This is a genomic window from Klebsiella sp. X1-16S-Nf21 (genome assembly GCF_002837615.1).
Taxonomy (GTDB): domain Bacteria; phylum Pseudomonadota; class Gammaproteobacteria; order Enterobacterales; family Enterobacteriaceae; genus Klebsiella; species Klebsiella variicola.
Genome location: NZ_PJDK01000005.1, coordinates 1 through 17,117, shown reverse-complemented (window position 1 = coordinate 17,117; position 17,117 = coordinate 1). Strand labels below are relative to the sequence as shown.

The window sequence follows — 17,117 nt, the reverse complement described above, 5'->3', positions numbered from 1 at the left end:
TCCGTTTTGACCGCAACCGCTAATTATCGTCAATATTCTCCGCGTTGCCGGTTCGCTTACTCGCCAGCCGGGAAATCAACTTGTCTCTATGAACTCAATTCATTAATCGACGCGCCGATGGAGCCACGCCAAAAGCAGGCTGGCGAGCGTAAAAGCGGCCATGATCCACGCCATCGTCCACGGCGTACCGTCGTGGAGCCATGCCAGCAACAGCGAAGAGATAATGCCGCTGCCATACTGCAGCGAGCCGATCAGCGCCGAAGCGGAACCGGCATATTCACCGGCCTCATCAAGCGCCGCGGCGGTTGAGGTGGCGGCAATCACCCCATTCATTGAGAAGAACAGGAAAATACTCACCACAATCAGCGCCACGCCGCCGATATGCAGACGCACGCCGGCTGCCAGCACGACGACGGCAATCGCCGATACCGCCAGCGCCGCCTTCAACAGCGAACCTAACGCATGGCGCTGCACCAGACGACGATTGACCACGCTCATCAGCATAACCCCAACGATATTGACCGCGAACAGCCAGCCGTAGTGCTGCGGCGCAACGCCGTAATAGCGAATATAGACATCCGGCGAACCGGTGATAAAAGCGTAAGCCGCGACGTAAAAGAAAGTCAGACTGAGGGTATAACGCATAAACGTCCGGTTTTTTACCAACGCGGCGTAATTGCGAAACGCGCTAAGCGGCGATCCTTTCTGCCGACGCTCTGGCGGCAGAGTTTCCGGCAGCCAGCACAAGGCGATAAACATCAGAGCGCCAATCACCACCAGCAGCCAGAAAATAGTGTGCCAGCTGGTGAATTTAATCATCTGCCCGCCGATCAGCGGCCCGGCAATCGGCGCAATCGCCATCACGATAGTCAGCGTCGAGAGCATCTGCGCGGCGCGGGTACGAGCAAACAGATCGCGAACCATCGCCCGCGCCAGCATCGGCCCAGTGCAGGCGCCAAGCGCCTGAAACACGCGCCAGAAAACAATCTGATCGATGGTGGTCGACAGCGCGCAGCCGGCGGAGCCGATAATAAATAGCACCATGCCGATGAACAGCGGCGTGCGACGCCCCAGCCGGTCGCTTATTGGCCCCCACACCAGTTGCGCCAGTGCAAAGCCAATCAGAAATCCGGTGATCGTCAGTTCGGCATCACCGTGCAGTTGCGCGGCCATCATCGGCATGGCCGGCAGATAGATATCGGTGGAGAGCGAAGTAAAGGCCATCAGGCCGCTTAAAATCAAAATAAAAAGCGCCCCGCTGGTGGCGCGCTGATGCGATGAAGTCATTATGGTATCCGTTAAGGAGAGGAAAGCGGTGAAGTGACTGGCTATTTTAGCCGTTTCGGGGTAACGGATAATCCCCGGAAATCATAACAGGGTTATGAGCATCATTCATAAATAGCGGCAGGGAAATGTGGATGTAAAAAAGGGAAGACCGTGGTCTTCCCTTTTGTTCACTGCACGAATGTGCTTTTAAAGCGCCATATCGTGCTGCGGCGAGGCGTCGCGCTGCGGTTCAGCCGGTTTGGCGGTCGCGGTTGGCGCAGCCGCTGGCATCTGGATCACCGGCGGTTTCGTCAGCTGCAGGGTCGCAGCGGTGTCATCCCAAACCTGCTGGGTCAGCGCCACGTTACCGTTCAGCTTCTGGCCGTAGCTCGGCACGATAGCGTGAATACGGCTCTGCCACTCCGGCGAGTTAAACTGCTGCGGGAACATCTGCTTGAGTACGTTCAGGGTGATCGGCGCGGCGGTGGAAGCCCCCGGCGACGCGCCGAGCAGCGCAGAAATCGTTTTCTGCTGATCGACCACCACTTCGGTACCGAGCTTCAGAACGCCGCCCTTCTCCGCGTCTTTCTTGATGATCTGCACGCGCTGACCGGCCTGGATCAGTTTCCAGTCTTCTTTACGCGCGTCCGGGTAGTACTCTTTCAGCGCAGCAAAACGGTCATCATCACTGAGCATCACCTGGCTGACGAGATATTTCACCAGATCGAAGTTGTCGAGACCGACGTGGGTCATCGGCAGCACGTTATCGGTGGTGGTGGTGCTGAGCAGGTCAAAGAACGAACCATTTTTCAGGAACTTGGTCGAGAAGGTGGCGAATGGCCCGAACAGCACCACGCGCTTCCCGTCGAGATAACGAGCGTCAAGATGCGGCACCGACATCGGCGGCGCGCCGACCGAAGCCTGACCGTAGACTTTCTCCAGATGCTGCGCGGTGACCGCCGGGTTCTCGGTCATCAGGAACGAGCCGCCCACCGGGAAACCGGCATAGTTATCCGCTTCCGGAATGCCGGTTTTCTGCAGCAGCTTCAGCGCGCCGCCGCCGGCGCCGATAAAGACGTATTTGGCGTCAATAGTCTGCGCGTCCCCGCTCTGCACGTTCTTAATCGTCACGTGCCAGGAGTTGTCGGCATTGCGTTTGAAATCGGTCACCTCGGAGGAGGTTTGCAGGGTGAAGTGGTTATTTTTCTTCAGGCTGCCGATCAGCTGGCGGGTAATTTCGCCGTAGTTGACATCGGTACCCACCGGCGTCCAGGTGGCGGCCACTTTCTGCTGCGGATCGCGACCTTCCATCACCAGCGGCGCCCACTGTTTAATTTGCGCGTGATCGGTGGAGAATTTCATCCCCTGGAATAAGGTAGTCTGCTGCAGCGCGTTATAACGTTTTTGCAGGTAATCCACATTATCGCCCCACACGAAACTCATATGCGGTGTGGAGTTAATAAAGGAGTGCGGGTCGTGCAAAATACCGCGTTTCACCTGTGCCGACCAGAACTGACGGGAAATCATAAACTGTTCGTTAATATCCAGCGCTTTGCTGACGTCAATCGACCCGTCCGCTCGTTCCGGGGTATAGTTCAGCTCCATATTCGCTGAGTGGCCGGTACCGGCGTTATTCCAGCCGTTGGAAGATTCCAGGGCCACGCCGTCCAGTTTCTCCACCATGGTCAGGTTCCAGTCCGGCTGCAGCGCCTGCAGCCAGGTGCCGAGCGAGGCGCTCATGATCCCGCCGCCAATCAGCAGGAAGTCGGTCTTTTTAGAGGTATCCGCTTCAGCATGCGTCGCCGCGCTGACGAACATCGCTAATGCGGTAAAGGAAATAATCGTTTTTTTCATTGCAGGCATAATAGAATTATCACGTAGCACACGGTAATAAGAGGCAGCATATTAACGCACTTTTACTTTATTTTAAAATATCATTTACACTCTGGCATTTTTAATCAAATACTTATTTAACTTAAAAAAGCAAAGCGAGACATCAAAATGATACCTGGTGAAAAATAAGATCGAAAATTCAGCCTGATTGCTGAGAAAAATAAAAAAGAGAGATTTTTTTAGTTAATAAAGCCCAGGCGCGTACGACAATCGCGCGCGCCTGGCTGAAGGGTTAATGGGCGGGAGTAGTCGTGCTGCTGCGGTGTGCTTCGCGCAGGGCGAGACGCAGGTGATTGTGATGTTGCGTCAGCAGCTCGCGCGCGTGCCAGGCATCCAGCCCGCTGAGCAGCATCAGGATCGCGGTGCGGCAGTGCTGATGGCAGCTGGCCAGTGCCGCTTTTGCTTCACTGCGCGTGCAGTCGGTGGCCGCCATGACAATCGCTATCTGCCGCTCCGCCCAGTGCGAATTGTCAGCCTGCACGTCCACCCGCAGATTGCTGTACACCCGACCGTCACGGATGGCGAGCGCGGTCGTCAGCATGTTGACGATCTGCCGCTGGGCCAGTTGAGCCTTCGGATTGGCTAAGCCTGCCACCGCTTCCGGCCCGGTCTGTGGGGCAATAATGATATCCGCCAGCTGCGCCGCCTCGCTGGCCGCCTGCTGAGTGACGACAGCGATAGGGGCCCCCAGCGACCAGGCGTGGCGCATCGCGCCCCATACCCATGGCGTCTTGCCGCTGACGGTCAACGCCAGCAGCATATCGTGGTTGGAAAAGTCCAGCGACTGCAGTTCAAAGGCGCCCAGGTCATAATTATTTGCTGCGGTTTCCCGCTCGGCCATCGCCGCCGTCTGCCCACCGGCAATCAGTCCCACCAGCGCGTGTTCGCCTTCCGGCGAATAGTCGCTGACCGCCTCGATGGCCGTCCGGCCTGACGCTCCAGCGCCGATAATGACCAGGCGCCCTCCCCGGCCCATCGTCGCGGTGGCGACATCAATCAGCCGGGCGATGTCCGGCAGGCAGGCGCCAACCGCCTCCGATATCTGCTTATCATCCTGATGCAGCATCGCCAGCATGTCGGCCGTGGCGAGACGATCGATGTGAGTGGTATCCGGGTGACGGCGGGCCTGCATTGCAGCGGTTAGCGAACTGTTCATAACAACCTCCATTTACAACAGAAAAAGCGCATCTCGGCGAAATCAGCGGCCTGATGCATATCCTTATATTCATCAGGCCTATTTAACCTCTGCCGCCACTATAAGTGGAATGTTCTGTGCTTTACCGCCGTCGGGGTCACAGTTTACCCTCCCGACCGCCCTGTCAGGGGGCGATTGCCGGTTATCTGAGCAATCCTGTCTGAGGTCTCATCTTCGCCGCCCGCTGGCATGGCCAGCCAGAAGGATTGCTGGCAGAGCATGTGAAACGGTTTACGTATCGGCTAAACCGCCTCGATTGGCTTTGATTACACGGCTTTATGAAAACCGTCCTATCGGCGATAATATGCCTTCACTGAATCTATCCGGGATCGTCATGAAGGCATCAGAGCAGCAGCCTCGCGTTCGCCAACGCGCCTTACCGTTAAAGCTGAGCACCGCAGTGTCCTTGATGATCGGCAGCGTCATCGGCGCCGTGCTCCTGCTGGTCTATGCCCTGTGGTATATGCAGATAAGCAATGCCACCCGCGACGGTCTGAAAGAGACCGCGCTGGCGGTGGCGCGCACCATGGCCGATATGCCGCAGGTGAAGCGCGGACTGGAGGCGCCCCCGCAGCAGCAGATCATTCAGCCGCTGGCGCAGGCCATCACCCGGCGCAACGACCTACTGTACGCTATCGTCACCGATATGCACGGTATTCGCTATTCGCATCCGGATACCTCTATCATCGGAAAGCGGTTTATCGGCCGGGATATCCTGCCCACGCTGCAGGGAAAAGAGAACGTTGCCATTAACCACGGCGTGCTGGCCCCGGCGCTGCGGGTATTCACCCCGGTGTTCAACGACCAGCACCAGCAAATTGGCGTGGTGGTGGTCGGCATTTCGCTGAGTAAAGTGGACGAACAGATCGCCAACAGCCGCTGGGACGTACTCCTGACAATCCTGTTCAGCGCGCTGGTCTGCGCGCTGGGCACCTGGAGCCTGGTACGCGGTCTGAAGCGCATCCTGCTGGGGCTGGAGCCGCAGGAGATTTCCACCCAGTTTCAACAGCGTCAGGCCATGCTTCACGCCCTGAAGGAGGGCGTCGTTGCCGTCGATGCCCACGGCGAAGTCAATTTGATCAACCCGGCGGCGCAGGAGATCCTCTTTTCCGGCCCGGACAAAACCCTCGCCCACACGCCGCTACTGGCCGACCTGCAGACCGTCTTGCAGAGCGGCGAGCCGATGTACGACCGCGAACTGGGATGCAATGGCCTGTTGCTGATCGGCAATACGGTGCCCATTCGCAACCAGGAATCGGTGGTCGGCGCCATCTGTACCTTCCGCGATAAGACCGAGGTGAGCCAGCTGCTGCAGCGGCTGGATGGCATGATGAGCTATGTGGATGCCCTGCGCACCACCTCTCATGAATTTATGAATAAACTGCACGTGATCCTCGGCCTGCTGAATATGAAAAGCTATGGCAAACTCGAGGAATACGTGCTGCAGACCGCCCACCGCTATCAGGCGGACATCGGCGACATTCAGCACCGTATTAAATCCCCGGTGGTGGCGGGCTTCCTGATAAGTAAAATTCAGCGCGCCACCGAGTGCGGCTTTACGCTGACGCTGGCGGAAGAGAGCCTGGTGCCGGATTGCCCGAACGAGAAGCAGGTCACGGTACTGGTGACGGTGCTGGGCAATCTTATCGAGAACGCGCTGGACGCCATGAGCGGCCAGGCGGAGGGTGAGATCGGCCTGCTGCTGCACTACCAGGACGGCTGGCTAAGCGGTGAAGTGAGCGATGACGGACCGGGGATCCCGGAAAATAATATCGACGCTATCTTTAACAAAGGCTTCTCCACCAAAGGCGAGAATCGCGGCGTCGGGCTGTTTCTCGCCAACCAGCAGCTGCGCGAACTGGGCGGCACCCTCGCCGTCGAGTCGGAACCCGGCGTATTTACCCAATTTTTTGTTCATCTCCCCTGGGATAGTAAAAGGAAACGTGCGTGATAAATGTGTTGATTGTTGACGATGATGCGATGGTGGCCGAACTGAATCGCCTGTACGTGGCAAGAGTTCCCGGCTTTCGTTGCAGCGGGAGCGCTTCGACGCTCAGTCAGGCCCAGGAGATGATTAACGATAAGCAGCGGGAGATCGATCTGGTGCTGCTGGATGTCTACATGCAACAGGACAGCGGGCTGGATCTACTGCCGACCATCCGCGAGTCGGGGCGCGCTATCGATGTCATCATGATCACCTCGGCGGCAGACGCCGCCACGGTGCAGACCGCGATGCATTACGGGGTGGTTGATTACCTGATCAAACCTTTCCAGTTTCCGCGCTTTGAAGAGGCGCTCACCACCTGGCGGGAGAAGCGTAAACTGATGACCGGCCAGCCGTATTACGAACAGGCCGACGTCGACCGTCTGCTGCACGGCGGCGCGCCGGAGGCCAGCGACGCGCGCAAGCTGCCCAAGGGGCTAACCGCGCAAACGCTGCGTACGCTCTGCCAGTGGATTGACGCCCATCCGGACGTTGAATTCTCTACCGATGAGCTGGCGGCGGCCGTAAATATCTCCCGCGTCTCGTGCCGCAAATATCTGATTTGGCTGGCGCAGATCAATATCCTCTACACCACTATCCACTACGGCGCTACCGGGCGACCGGTCTATCGCTACCGCCTGGTCGCCGAACAGTACAGTTTGCTTAAGCAGTACAGTCAATAACCTGATAGCCGCTGTCCAGCGGCGCAAAACGCAGCCGCTGCCGCGATGAGAGAATGATGTCGCGATTTTTGGTGACGAAAATCGCGTCGATATCCTCACGCTGACGCAGTGCTGCGCAGCCCTTCTCTACGCCGAGGCCGAACAGCAGCGTAGTCCAGATATCGCCGTCTAAAGAATCCGTGGAAATCACTGTCACGCTGTCGAGTTCGTTATCCAGCGGATAACCGCTGCGCGGGTCGAGAATATGGTGCCAGCGTTTGCCGTCCTGCTCAAAATAACGTTCATAGGTTCCGGAAGTGACCACCGACTGTCCGTTGATCGTCAGGGAGCCGATCAGCGCCTGCGCGTCGGCAAACGGTTTTTTCAGGCCAATGGTCCATTCACCGAGGGTATGCACATTGCCGCCGAGATTGATCAGCGCCTTCTCCACCTGCTGCTGACGGAGATAATCGCGCACGCGGTCAGCGATATAGCCTTTGGCGATCGCCCCGAGATCCAACTCCATCCCCGGCTGCTGGAGAAACACGCTGCAGGTTGCCTCATCAAGGATCACCTCCTGTGGGCGGGTCAGCGCCAGTCGGGCTCTGATATCAGCCGCGTCAGGCACGCTGTGCCCCTGAAAGCCAATTCGCCACAGCTTCACCAGCGGGCCGATGGCAAGATTAAAGGCGCTGTCGCGCACCATGCTGGCGGCTTTGGCGCACTGAATCAGCTGAAAGACCGGGCGACTGACCGTGACCGGATGGCGTCCGGCGGCATGGTTGATATCCATCACCTGCGACTCGGCACGGTTAACGGTAAGCAGATCTTCGTAGCGTTTAATTAACTGAAATACGCGGGAGGCCAGCGCCTCATCGTGGGAATAAAGTTTGAGCAGAATGGGGGAACCCATCAGGACGGCGGAGTAGCTATAGACGCGGTTATCGGACATCGGGCTCTCCTTCAGAAGGGATAAGCCGGGCGGCAAAAGCACCAGCCCGGCATCAGCAATTACCTGTTATCCTCTGGCACGTTTCGCCGCCTGGTGGCCCGCGAGGGTACCGAAGATGATGATATCCGCGACCGCGTTACCGCCGATGCGGTTGCCGCCGTGGATCCCGCCCACCACTTCACCGGCGGCGTAGGCGCCGCGGATCGGCTGCTGGTCAACGTTCAGCACTTCGCCATCGGTGTTAATGGTCACGCCGCCCATGGTGTGGTGCACCCCGGGGGCGATGCGAATGGCATGGAACGGGCCTTCGTTAATCGGCGCGCGCAGCGCGGTGGTCCGGCCAAACTGTTCATCATGCTGTTTTTCCACTGCCCCGTTGTAACACTCGAGGGTGGCGAGGAAGGCATGGTAATCCATCCCCAGTTTCTCCGCCAGTTCACGCGGCGAGCTGGCGCTGGTGACGAAGCCTTTGGCGATGTACTCATCGGCAGCTTTGTTTTTCGCCCGCACATGCTCGTCAAAGACAATGTACGCATAGTGTTCCGGCAGGGCGATAATCGCCGCCGAGACTTTATCGCGGGTCTCCATTTCGTTAAAGAAGCGGTTCCCCTGCTGGTTAACAAGAATAGCGCCGCCGCCGCGAATCGATTCGGAAATCAGGTACGAAGTCTGCTGTTCGACGGTGGGGTGAATCTGAATTTCGCCCATATCCACGGTGCCAGCGCCGATGCGTTCCAGCAGCGCGATACCGCTCCCGGTCGCCCCTTTGTGGTTGGTGGTCACGAAGCCTTCGAGGTCCGGACGATACTTCACCACCATCGCGCTGTTGGCGCTGAAGCCGCCGGTGGCCACTACGATGCTTTTGGTCTGCACTTCGATGACTTCTTTTTCGTCGTTGACCAGACGTACACCGCTCACCTCATCCCCGCTCATCAGGATCTCTTCCACCGAGGTATCCAGCAGGACGTCGATGCCGCGTTTGGTGATGTTGCGCACCAGGCCGCTAATCAGATAGCCGCCGACCGCTGATCCGTCGCGCGGACGGTGGGTACGGTCAATGCTCATCCCGCCGGTGGTGGTGATGTCGTTGAGCATAATGCCGCGGTCCGCCAGCCACTCAATGGCTTGCGGCGCATTCTCCACGAAGCGATGCAGCAGCTGCGGGTTGTTTTTGTTGTGGCCGCCCTTCAGGGTTTCCTGATAGAACAACTCTTTACTGTCCTGAATACCTTTGACCCGCTGGAAGCGAGTTTCCGCGGCGTTCATCCCGGCGGAAGCCTTGATGGTGTTGCCGCCAATGGTCGGCATTTTTTCGACGATCAGGACGCTGGCGCCTTCGTCGTGAGCCTGAATGGCTGCCGCCAGGCCGGCGCCGCCGCTGCCGACCACCACCACGTCATAACTTTTCGGCGCGGCGTCATTGCCGCCCTCTTCCGCTGCCAGCGCTTTGCTGGATTTCAGCATCGCTTTAGCGACCGCTTTTTTCACCGCTTCGCTCTGGCTGGTAGCACCGGAAATGGCGTCCACGTGCGGGGTGTTGGCGGTCAGAATACGTTCGCGGATCTCTTCGAAGCTGGTGGTGAACTCGACGGTCTGCACCGGGCTCGCCGCCAGTTCAATATCGGCAATATGATCATTTTCGAGGCTAACGTTGATCACCAGTTCATTGGCGTCATCCTGAACGGTTTCAACAAACATCCCCGGCTTAAATTTAGCGTCGCCCATGCTCATGTCGCGGATCATCGCTTCCACCAGCGAGAAGCGCCACAGCGGTTCCGGAATATGCAGCGCCTCGCGCTGGGTGCTGTCGATAAACAGCTCCAGCTCTTCACCGGCGGCGATACGAGCCGCCCAGTCCGGATAGGCGATGCAGGCGCGGCCCACGGCGATCAGGTCATAACCGTGATCGAGGCCCAGCTCGGCATCAGCAACGTTCACCACCCCGCCGACGCCCATCACCGGCACCTGGGCGAGGGTTTCAGAGCGCATCGCGCAGTATTTCTCGATCAGCGGTGTTGGATCGCTGGTATCGACGATAGAGGGACGCAGGGTCGCGCCCACCGAGAAGTGCAGATAATCGACACCGCGGGCAGCCAGCTTTTCCAGCAGATACATGGTGTCGTCGAAGCGGATCCCCGGGACCTCCATCTCTTCCGGCGAGAAGCGATAGCCGATGATAAAGGCATCGTCAGCGTACTGGCGGGCCATTTTGTGGGTGATGTCGAGGACCGCCAGCGGGAAACGGGCGCGATTGTCGCGGCTACCGCCCCACTCGTCGTCGCGCTGGTTGGAGTTCGGTGAATAGAACTGCTGGATAAGGTAGGTGTTGGCGCCGTGAATTTCGACGCCGTCGAAGCCGGCGAGAATGGCGCGACGGACGCCGTCGCCAAACTTGGCGATCATCCCTTCCACTTCTTCTCCGCTCAGCGCCCGCGGCATCGCGGCGCCCTCACGCGGCGCGGCAATAGCGCTTGGCGCCACCGGCTGGCGCCCCCCGATCAGCTGCGGGTCGACCATGCGTCCGCCGTGATAGATCTGCAGAATCGCTTTTGAACCTTGCGCTTTGATCGCCTCGGCGATTTTCGCCAGGCCGGCAATTTTTTCATCATTATCGATGCCGATCGCGCCCGGGAAGGCCAGGCCGTAGTCATCAATAAAGCAGCACTCGACAATAATGGTGCCGATGCTGCCGGCGCGAGCGCGATAGTACTCCACCAGCTCGCTGGTGACAGTCCCATCGAAATAACCGGTGCAGGTGGTCATCGGCGCCATGAGCAAACGGTTTTTCAGCTCCGTACCATTTGGTAAAGTAAATGGCTGCAGAATTCGTTCGTTACTGGTCATAAGTTACGCTCCAGATTTTAAAATATTAAAAACTCAGAATGGGGTGACGGAATCATTAATGGTTTTGGTTTTTTAATTCCTGTTGTCATGCCAATAATATAGCGTGTTTTTTAGCTACTAAATCAATTACGTTAGTTATAAAACTATTTAACCCCAACAATAACATCGCTACCTCTATTGTATTATTAAAATAATAAATAGCATTTACATAATACAAATGCACGATAACATTTTAGATACTTATGTTAACATTAAAAACGATCGCAAATTTCAATAAAAACATTTATTTTCATGCGGTTACGAAAATAATGGATAAATTCAGCATTAAATGTTCATTTTTATTTTAACATTTATCGATATTTTAGCCAAATTAACACCTCATCATATAGGGTTATGCTGATAATAAAAAAATAGTGAAATCACCTGCTTTTCTTGATCTCGATCAATTGCAACGGCCATTGAAAGCGCAATATATAAATAACCAACAAATTTAATTTAACGCCCAGACAAACGCGTTAAATAAACGCCCTGACGATACTCAGAAACGAAAAATAAAAACTAAAGTAACTTTTGTAATTAAAGAAATCACTGAGCATGTCGCTGGCGTAAACGCTATTTTCAACAACTTGCAGATACTCATTATGAAAGAGAAAAAGACAACCATACCGCCTGCCGGTGCAGTCAATCCAACGACTGCGACTAAAAAACGTCTCCTGATGATGGCGCTGCCGATTATCGTTGCCGTACTGTTATTGTTCGTTCCGGTCCCGGACGGCCTGCCGCCGTACGCCTGGCACTACTTCGCCATCTTCGTCGGGGTGATCGTCGGGTTAATTTTTGAACCGCTGCCTGGCGCCGTTATCGGCATCACCGGCGTGGTGGTGATCGCCCTCTGTAGCCAGTGGCTGTTGTTCAGCCCGGAACAGATGGCCGCCCCGAGCTTCAAGCTGGCCGGCGCCTCCTTTAAATGGGCGGTGAGCGGCTTCGGCAACTCCACGGTCTGGCTTATCTTCGGCGCCTTTATGTTCGCCGCCGGCTACGATAAAACCCAGTTTGGCCGCCGCCTGGCGCTGATCCTGGTGAAATATCTTGGCCGTCGCAGCCTGACGCTGGGCTACGCCATCACCTTCGCTGACCTGTTGCTGGCGCCGTTTACGCCGTCTAACACCGCGCGCAGCGGCGGTACCATCTACCCGATTATTGCCAACCTGCCGCCGCTGTACGGTTCAAAACCAAACGACCCGAGCGCGCGTAAAATCGGTTCCTATCTGATGTGGGTGGCGATCACCGCCGCCTGTATCACCAGCTCGATGTTCCTGTCAGCGCTGGCACCGAACCTGCTGGCCCTGGCGCTGGTAAAAAGCATCGTCGGTATCAACATCTCGTGGGGGACCTGGTTCATCGCCTTCCTGCCGCTCGGTGTCCTGCTGATCCTGACCATGCCGCTGCTGGCTTACTGGTTCTATCCGCCGGAAGTGAAAATCAATAACGAAGTGCCGCTGTGGGCCGCGCGTGAGCTGGAAAAACTGGGCAAACTGTCGCGCAATGAAATTCTGCTGCTGGTGTTCGTCTGCTTCGCGCTGATGATGTGGATCTTCGCCGCCGACTGGATTGAACCGGCGCTGGCCGCCCTGCTGGTTATCGTCCTGATGCTGTGGACCGGCGTGCTCTCCTGGAGCGACATCACCAACAACAAAGCGGCGTGGAACACCTTTGTCTGGTTTGCCACCCTGGTGGCGCTGGCCGACGGCCTCTCCTCCACCGGTTTCATCGCCTGGCTGGGTAAAGAGGGCGGCGCGCTGATGGGCGGTATCTCCCCAGGCGTGGCGACTATCGTCCTGCTGCTGGCGTTCTACCTGCTGCACTACCTGTTTGCCAGCACCACCGCGCACACCACTGCCCTGCTGCCGGCCATGCTGACTATTGCGGCCACCATTCCGGGTATGAATATGGAAGTGTTCGTCCTGCTGATGGTCACCTCGCTGGGCGTGATGGGGATTATCACCCCGTACGGTACTGGCCCAAGCCCAATCTACTACGGCAGCGGCTACCTGCCGACCAAAGACTACTGGCGCCTCGGCACCATCTTTGGCGCCATCTTCCTGGCCGCCCTGCTGCTGATTGGCTATCCGTGGATGTCCATGATGTTCTGATTCATAACCGCCGGGACCACCCCGGCGGTTTTTATCTTTATGGAGTAAGTGACTATGTCGACTAAACCGTTTGTTTATCAGGATCCGTTCCCGCTGGCGCACGACGATACCGAATACTATCTGCTCAGCAAAGAGCACGTCTCTGTCGCCGAATTTGACGGCCAGCCGGTTCTGAAAGTAGAGCCGCAGGCGCTGACCCTGCTCGCCCAGCAGGCCTTCCATGACGCCTCCTTTATGCTTCGCCCGGCGCATCAGCAGCAGGTCGCCTCGATTCTGCTCGACCCGGAAGCCAGCGAAAACGACAAATACGTGGCGCTGCAGTTCCTGCGCAACTCCGAAATCGCCGCCAAAGGTATTCTGCCGACCTGTCAGGATACCGGCACCGCCATCATCATGGGTAAAAAAGGCCAGCGCGTCTGGACCGGCGGTGGCGATGAAGCCGCCCTGGCGCAGGGCGTTTACAACACCTATACCGAAGATAACCTGCGTTACTCACAGAACGCGCCGCTGGATATGTATAAAGAGGTCAACACCGGCACCAACCTGCCGGCGCAGATCGATCTCTACAGCGTCGACGGTGACGAATATAAATTCCTGTGCATGGCGAAAGGCGGCGGTTCCGCCAATAAAACCTATCTCTATCAGGAAACCAAAGCGCTGATCACTCCGGCGAAGCTGAAAAACTATCTGGTCGAGAAGATGCGTACCCTCGGGACCGCCGCCTGCCCGCCATACCATATCGCGTTTGTGATCGGCGGTACCTCTGCAGAAGCGACGCTGAAGACCGTGAAGCTGGCCTCCACCCGCTACTACGACGGCCTGCCGACCGAAGGCAACGAGCACGGTCAGGCGTTTCGCGACGTCCAGCTGGAGCAGGAGCTGCTGCAGGAAGCGCAGAACCTCGGCCTCGGCGCGCAGTTTGGCGGGAAATACTTCGCTCACGATATCCGGGTGATCCGTCTGCCGCGCCACGGCGCCTCCTGCCCGATCGGCATGGGCGTCTCCTGCTCCGCCGACCGCAACATCAAAGCGAAAATCAACCGCGACGGCATCTGGATCGAGAAGCTGGAGAGCAATCCGGGGAAATATATCCCTGAACATCTGCGTCAGCAGGGTGAAGGCAATGTCGTCAGCATCAACCTGAATCAGCCGATGAGCGAAATCCTGGCGCAACTGTCGGCGCACCCGGTCTCCACCCGCCTGAGCCTCAACGGCACCATTATCGTGGCCCGCGACATCGCCCACGCCAAGCTGAAGGAGCTTATCGATAACGGCGAGGCGCTGCCGCAGTACGTCAAAGATCACCCGATCTACTACGCGGGCCCGGCGAAGACGCCGACCGGTTATGCCTCCGGCTCCCTCGGTCCGACCACCGCAGGCCGCATGGATTCCTACGTCGATCTGCTGCAGTCGCACGGCGCGAGCATGGTGATGCTGGCGAAAGGCAACCGCAGCCAGCAGGTGACCGATGCCTGCCATAAACACGGCGGCTTCTACCTCGGCAGCATCGGCGGCCCGGCAGCAGTGCTCGCCCAGCAGAGCATTAAGAGCCTCGAGTGCGTGGCCTATCCGGAACTGGGGATGGAAGCTATCTGGAAAATCGAAGTGGAAGATTTCCCGGCGTTTATTCTGGTTGATGATAAAGGTAACGACTTCTTCCAGCAGATCCAGAATAAGCAGTGTGCCGGCTGTCAACAGCACGGCTAACGCTCACTTCTGACGCTGATATCAGGCCGTCGCCGTTTGGGCGACGGCTTTTTTTATGCCCACGCCGCGCCAGCTTGAATTCATTTCGCGCCAGGCTATGCTCAACTACAAGCCGTCCGTTGTTTGCTGAAAAATAACAATAATTCTCTTTCTCAGGTGCCTCTATGAACAGGATGAGCGTGGTGATCCTCTGGGCGCTGGCGCTGCTGGTGCTAAAGCCGGCGCTGGCTGCCGAACCGAGACAGCAGCCGACCGCCCGCGAGCAGGCACGCACAGTCACGATTTTCCATCAACCTGTCGTCATGTTGCAGGCTACTTTCGGCCAGACCACGCCCGAAGAGCGCGTCCTGCGTACCCGCAGCGCCTTACGCGCCTTTACTGAAGACGATATTCGCCAACCGCTGCGGGTCGTTGCGGTCAACCGCTATGGTCAGCCGGGCCGGCTGTTTCTGATGAACGGCAAACCGGTGCTGCTGCTGAGCCAGGCGGATCTCGATGAGGGCGATGATTTAACCCTCGACCAGGCGGCCCAGCGGGTGCTGGCGCGAATGGAGGCCCAGCGCACCAGCCTGCAGGAACAGTTCAACGACCGTTATCTGCTGCTTTCAGCCGGCAAAGCGCTGGCCGGAGGGCTGCTGCTGGCGCTGTTTTACTACGGCGCCTTCCGCGCCTGGCGGCGGGTGCGGCGCTTTTTCCTGCTGCGGATCCTTGAAAAACGCAGCGCCATCCCGCAGCACTGGCGGCGCTATCTCGGCAATATTGAAGTTCGACTCTATGCTGTGCTGGTCATTCTCGTCGGCATGCTGGCCAGTTATCTCTGGCTGAGCTGGGCCTTCAGCCTGTTTCCCTGGACACGGGTGTGGAGTGAATCGCTGGGTGACTGGTCGCTGGACGTGATCCGCGATCTCTCCCTGTCGATTGTCGCCTCCCTGCCGGGGCTGATGATCGTGGTGCATATTTTCCTGATCACCTGGCTCATCATTCGCCTGGTGAAAGTGGCTCTCGACCAGGTCGCCGCCGGCCGCATTCAGGTGCCGGGCATCCATCCGGAAACCGTCAGCGCCACCCGCCGGTTGATCTCGGTGGTCATCTGGCTGTTTGCCCTGTCCGCCGCCTACCCGTTCCTCCCCGGCGCCAACTCCCTCGCCTTCAAAGGCATTAGCGTGTTCTTCGGCCTGATGCTGACTCTCGGGTCGACCGGGGTGATGACCCATGCGATGAGCGGCCTGGTGCTGATCTACTCCCGGGCGCTGCGCAAAGGCGACTGGATCCGCCTCGCCGACAATGAGGGACAGGTCAGCGAGATTGGCGTGCTGGCGACCAAGATCCTCACCCGTGAGAATTACATTGTCACCGTCCCGAACGCCGTGGTGGTGAGCGGGAAAATTATTAATCTCAGCGCCGAGAGCACCGACGGCGGGTTCAATCTCACCACCAGCGTCACCATCGGCTACGATACGCCGTGGCGTCAGGTGCATGCGCTGCTGGAGCTGGCGGCAAGACGCACCCCTGGGGTGGATCAACAAATCGCCCCGATAGTTCGCAAGCTGGGGTTGCTTGACTGGTACACCGCGTATGAGCTGCAGGTGCGCTTGCTCCCCACAACTAAGCTGCCGGATGGCCGCAACGCGTTGCATAGCAGTATTATTGATGTGTTTAACGAATTCGGCGTGCAGATTATGTCGCCGAACTTTGTGATGCAGCCCAAGGCGGCGGTGGTGGTGCCGCAGGAGGCCTGGTACGCCGCCCCAGCCGTCGCGCCGCAGGAGCCTGAGAAATAAGGGCTAATATAGCGGCATTTCCGCCGGGTGGCGGCTTCACCGCTGAGCAAGAACAGCCAGCGCAGAGCCGCGTTTGTGCCGGGCGGTGGCTAACGCCTTGCCCGGCCTGGGGTTCGTGCGACCTGTCACTCATTTACCCACTTGCGCGACTGAAACTGCCGGTGCTGGCGGCCTCAAAATCGCTGAGACGTTCCCGGAAGGCCGGGGCAGCCCGCATGGATGCGGGCTGAGGGCCGTGTCTTGCAGGGACGCTGCCTCGGCCCGACCCGCAGCCTGCAGGGATAAGTCGAAGGGACCGCGCAGCGGCGATTTTGCTGGCCGGAGCCCGGGGGTACAGGGGGCGGCGGCGACTGGCCGCCCCCTGTGCGCTCCCTGCGCCATAAGAGACATAACGCAGAAGATCAACCGGGAGCGCAATCTGCCCGGAATTAACATAGAAGTTGTCGCCCTGCCAAACATAGTGCGAACAGGGACATTTCCGGTTGTGCCGTGATTTCGCCGGGTGGCGGCTACGCCTTACCCGGCCTGGGGTTCGTGCGACCTGTCACTCATTTACCCACTTGCGCGACTGAAACTGCCGGTGCTGGCGGCCTCAAAATCGCTGAGACGTTCCCGGAAGGCCGGGGCAGCCCGCATGGATGCGGGCTGAGGGCCGTGTTTTGCACGGACGCTGCCTCGGC

Annotated in this window: 10 protein-coding genes; 5 read left to right on the top strand and 5 right to left on the bottom strand. The window is 58.0% G+C overall.

The genetic code is table 11. The features are described from left to right. Positions 1-102: 102 nt before the first annotated feature. The 3 genes from CW267_RS03810 to CW267_RS03800 form a co-directional block, all read right to left on the bottom strand. A complete protein-coding gene (locus tag CW267_RS03810; RefSeq protein WP_032732935.1) occupies positions 103-1,287 on the bottom strand; it encodes a multidrug effflux MFS transporter in 1,185 nt (394 codons plus the stop codon). Between the two features lie 186 nt (positions 1,288-1,473). Further along, a complete protein-coding gene (gene mqo, locus CW267_RS03805) occupies positions 1,474-3,084 on the bottom strand; it encodes a malate dehydrogenase (quinone) (RefSeq protein WP_240615445.1) in 1,611 nt (536 codons plus the stop codon). A 307-nt stretch (positions 3,085-3,391) separates the two neighbouring features. Continuing rightward, the gene (locus CW267_RS03800; RefSeq protein WP_100781045.1) at positions 3,392-4,315 is read right to left on the bottom strand and encodes an N-acetylmuramic acid 6-phosphate etherase; all 924 of its coding nucleotides are present in this window, start codon (positions 4,313-4,315) and stop codon (positions 3,392-3,394) included. A gap of 373 nt (positions 4,316-4,688) precedes the next feature. On the opposite strand from CW267_RS03800, the gene CW267_RS03795 reads away from it, so the two are divergent. Together CW267_RS03795 and dcuR are read left to right on the top strand one after the other, a co-directional pair. Beyond that, positions 4,689-6,305 carry a sensor histidine kinase gene (locus CW267_RS03795; RefSeq protein ID WP_100781046.1) on the top strand — a complete coding sequence of 539 codons (1,617 nt, stop codon included), beginning with the start codon at positions 4,689-4,691 and terminating at the stop codon, positions 6,303-6,305. Next, positions 6,302-7,021, top strand: coding sequence for a two-component system response regulator DcuR (dcuR, locus tag CW267_RS03790; RefSeq protein ID WP_008805043.1), 720 nt, complete (start codon positions 6,302-6,304; stop codon positions 7,019-7,021). The genes CW267_RS03795 and dcuR overlap by 4 nt, the downstream gene beginning before the upstream one ends. On the opposite strand, the gene CW267_RS03785 is transcribed toward dcuR, so the two are convergent. Together CW267_RS03785 and CW267_RS03780 are read right to left on the bottom strand one after the other, a co-directional pair. Then, on the bottom strand, positions 7,002-7,952 hold the full coding sequence (locus CW267_RS03785; protein ID WP_072122441.1) for an FAD:protein FMN transferase: 951 nt from the start codon (positions 7,950-7,952) through the stop codon (positions 7,002-7,004). The two genes, dcuR and CW267_RS03785, sit on opposite strands and share 20 nt — an antisense overlap. A 66-nt stretch (positions 7,953-8,018) precedes the next feature. Beyond that, positions 8,019-10,796 (bottom strand): flavocytochrome c, encoded by a 2,778-nt coding sequence (locus CW267_RS03780; protein WP_100781047.1) that lies wholly within the window; start codon positions 10,794-10,796, stop codon positions 8,019-8,021. A 641-nt stretch (positions 10,797-11,437) separates the two neighbouring features. Between CW267_RS03780 and CW267_RS03770 the strand changes: the two genes are divergently transcribed. The 3 genes from CW267_RS03770 to CW267_RS03760 all read left to right on the top strand — a co-directional run bounded on the left by CW267_RS03770 (position 11,438) and on the right by CW267_RS03760 (position 16,437). After that, positions 11,438-12,949, top strand: a complete 1,512-nt coding sequence (locus tag CW267_RS03770) for an anion permease (RefSeq protein ID WP_012968326.1) — start codon at positions 11,438-11,440, stop codon at positions 12,947-12,949. A gap of 54 nt (positions 12,950-13,003) precedes the next feature. Beyond that, the gene (gene fumA, locus CW267_RS03765) at positions 13,004-14,656 is read left to right on the top strand and encodes a class I fumarate hydratase FumA (protein WP_023340075.1); all 1,653 of its coding nucleotides are present in this window, start codon (positions 13,004-13,006) and stop codon (positions 14,654-14,656) included. A gap of 164 nt (positions 14,657-14,820) precedes the next feature. Further along, positions 14,821-16,437 (top strand): mechanosensitive ion channel family protein, encoded by a 1,617-nt coding sequence (locus tag CW267_RS03760; protein WP_165787419.1) that lies wholly within the window; start codon positions 14,821-14,823, stop codon positions 16,435-16,437. The last annotated feature ends 680 nt before the right edge of the window (positions 16,438-17,117 follow it).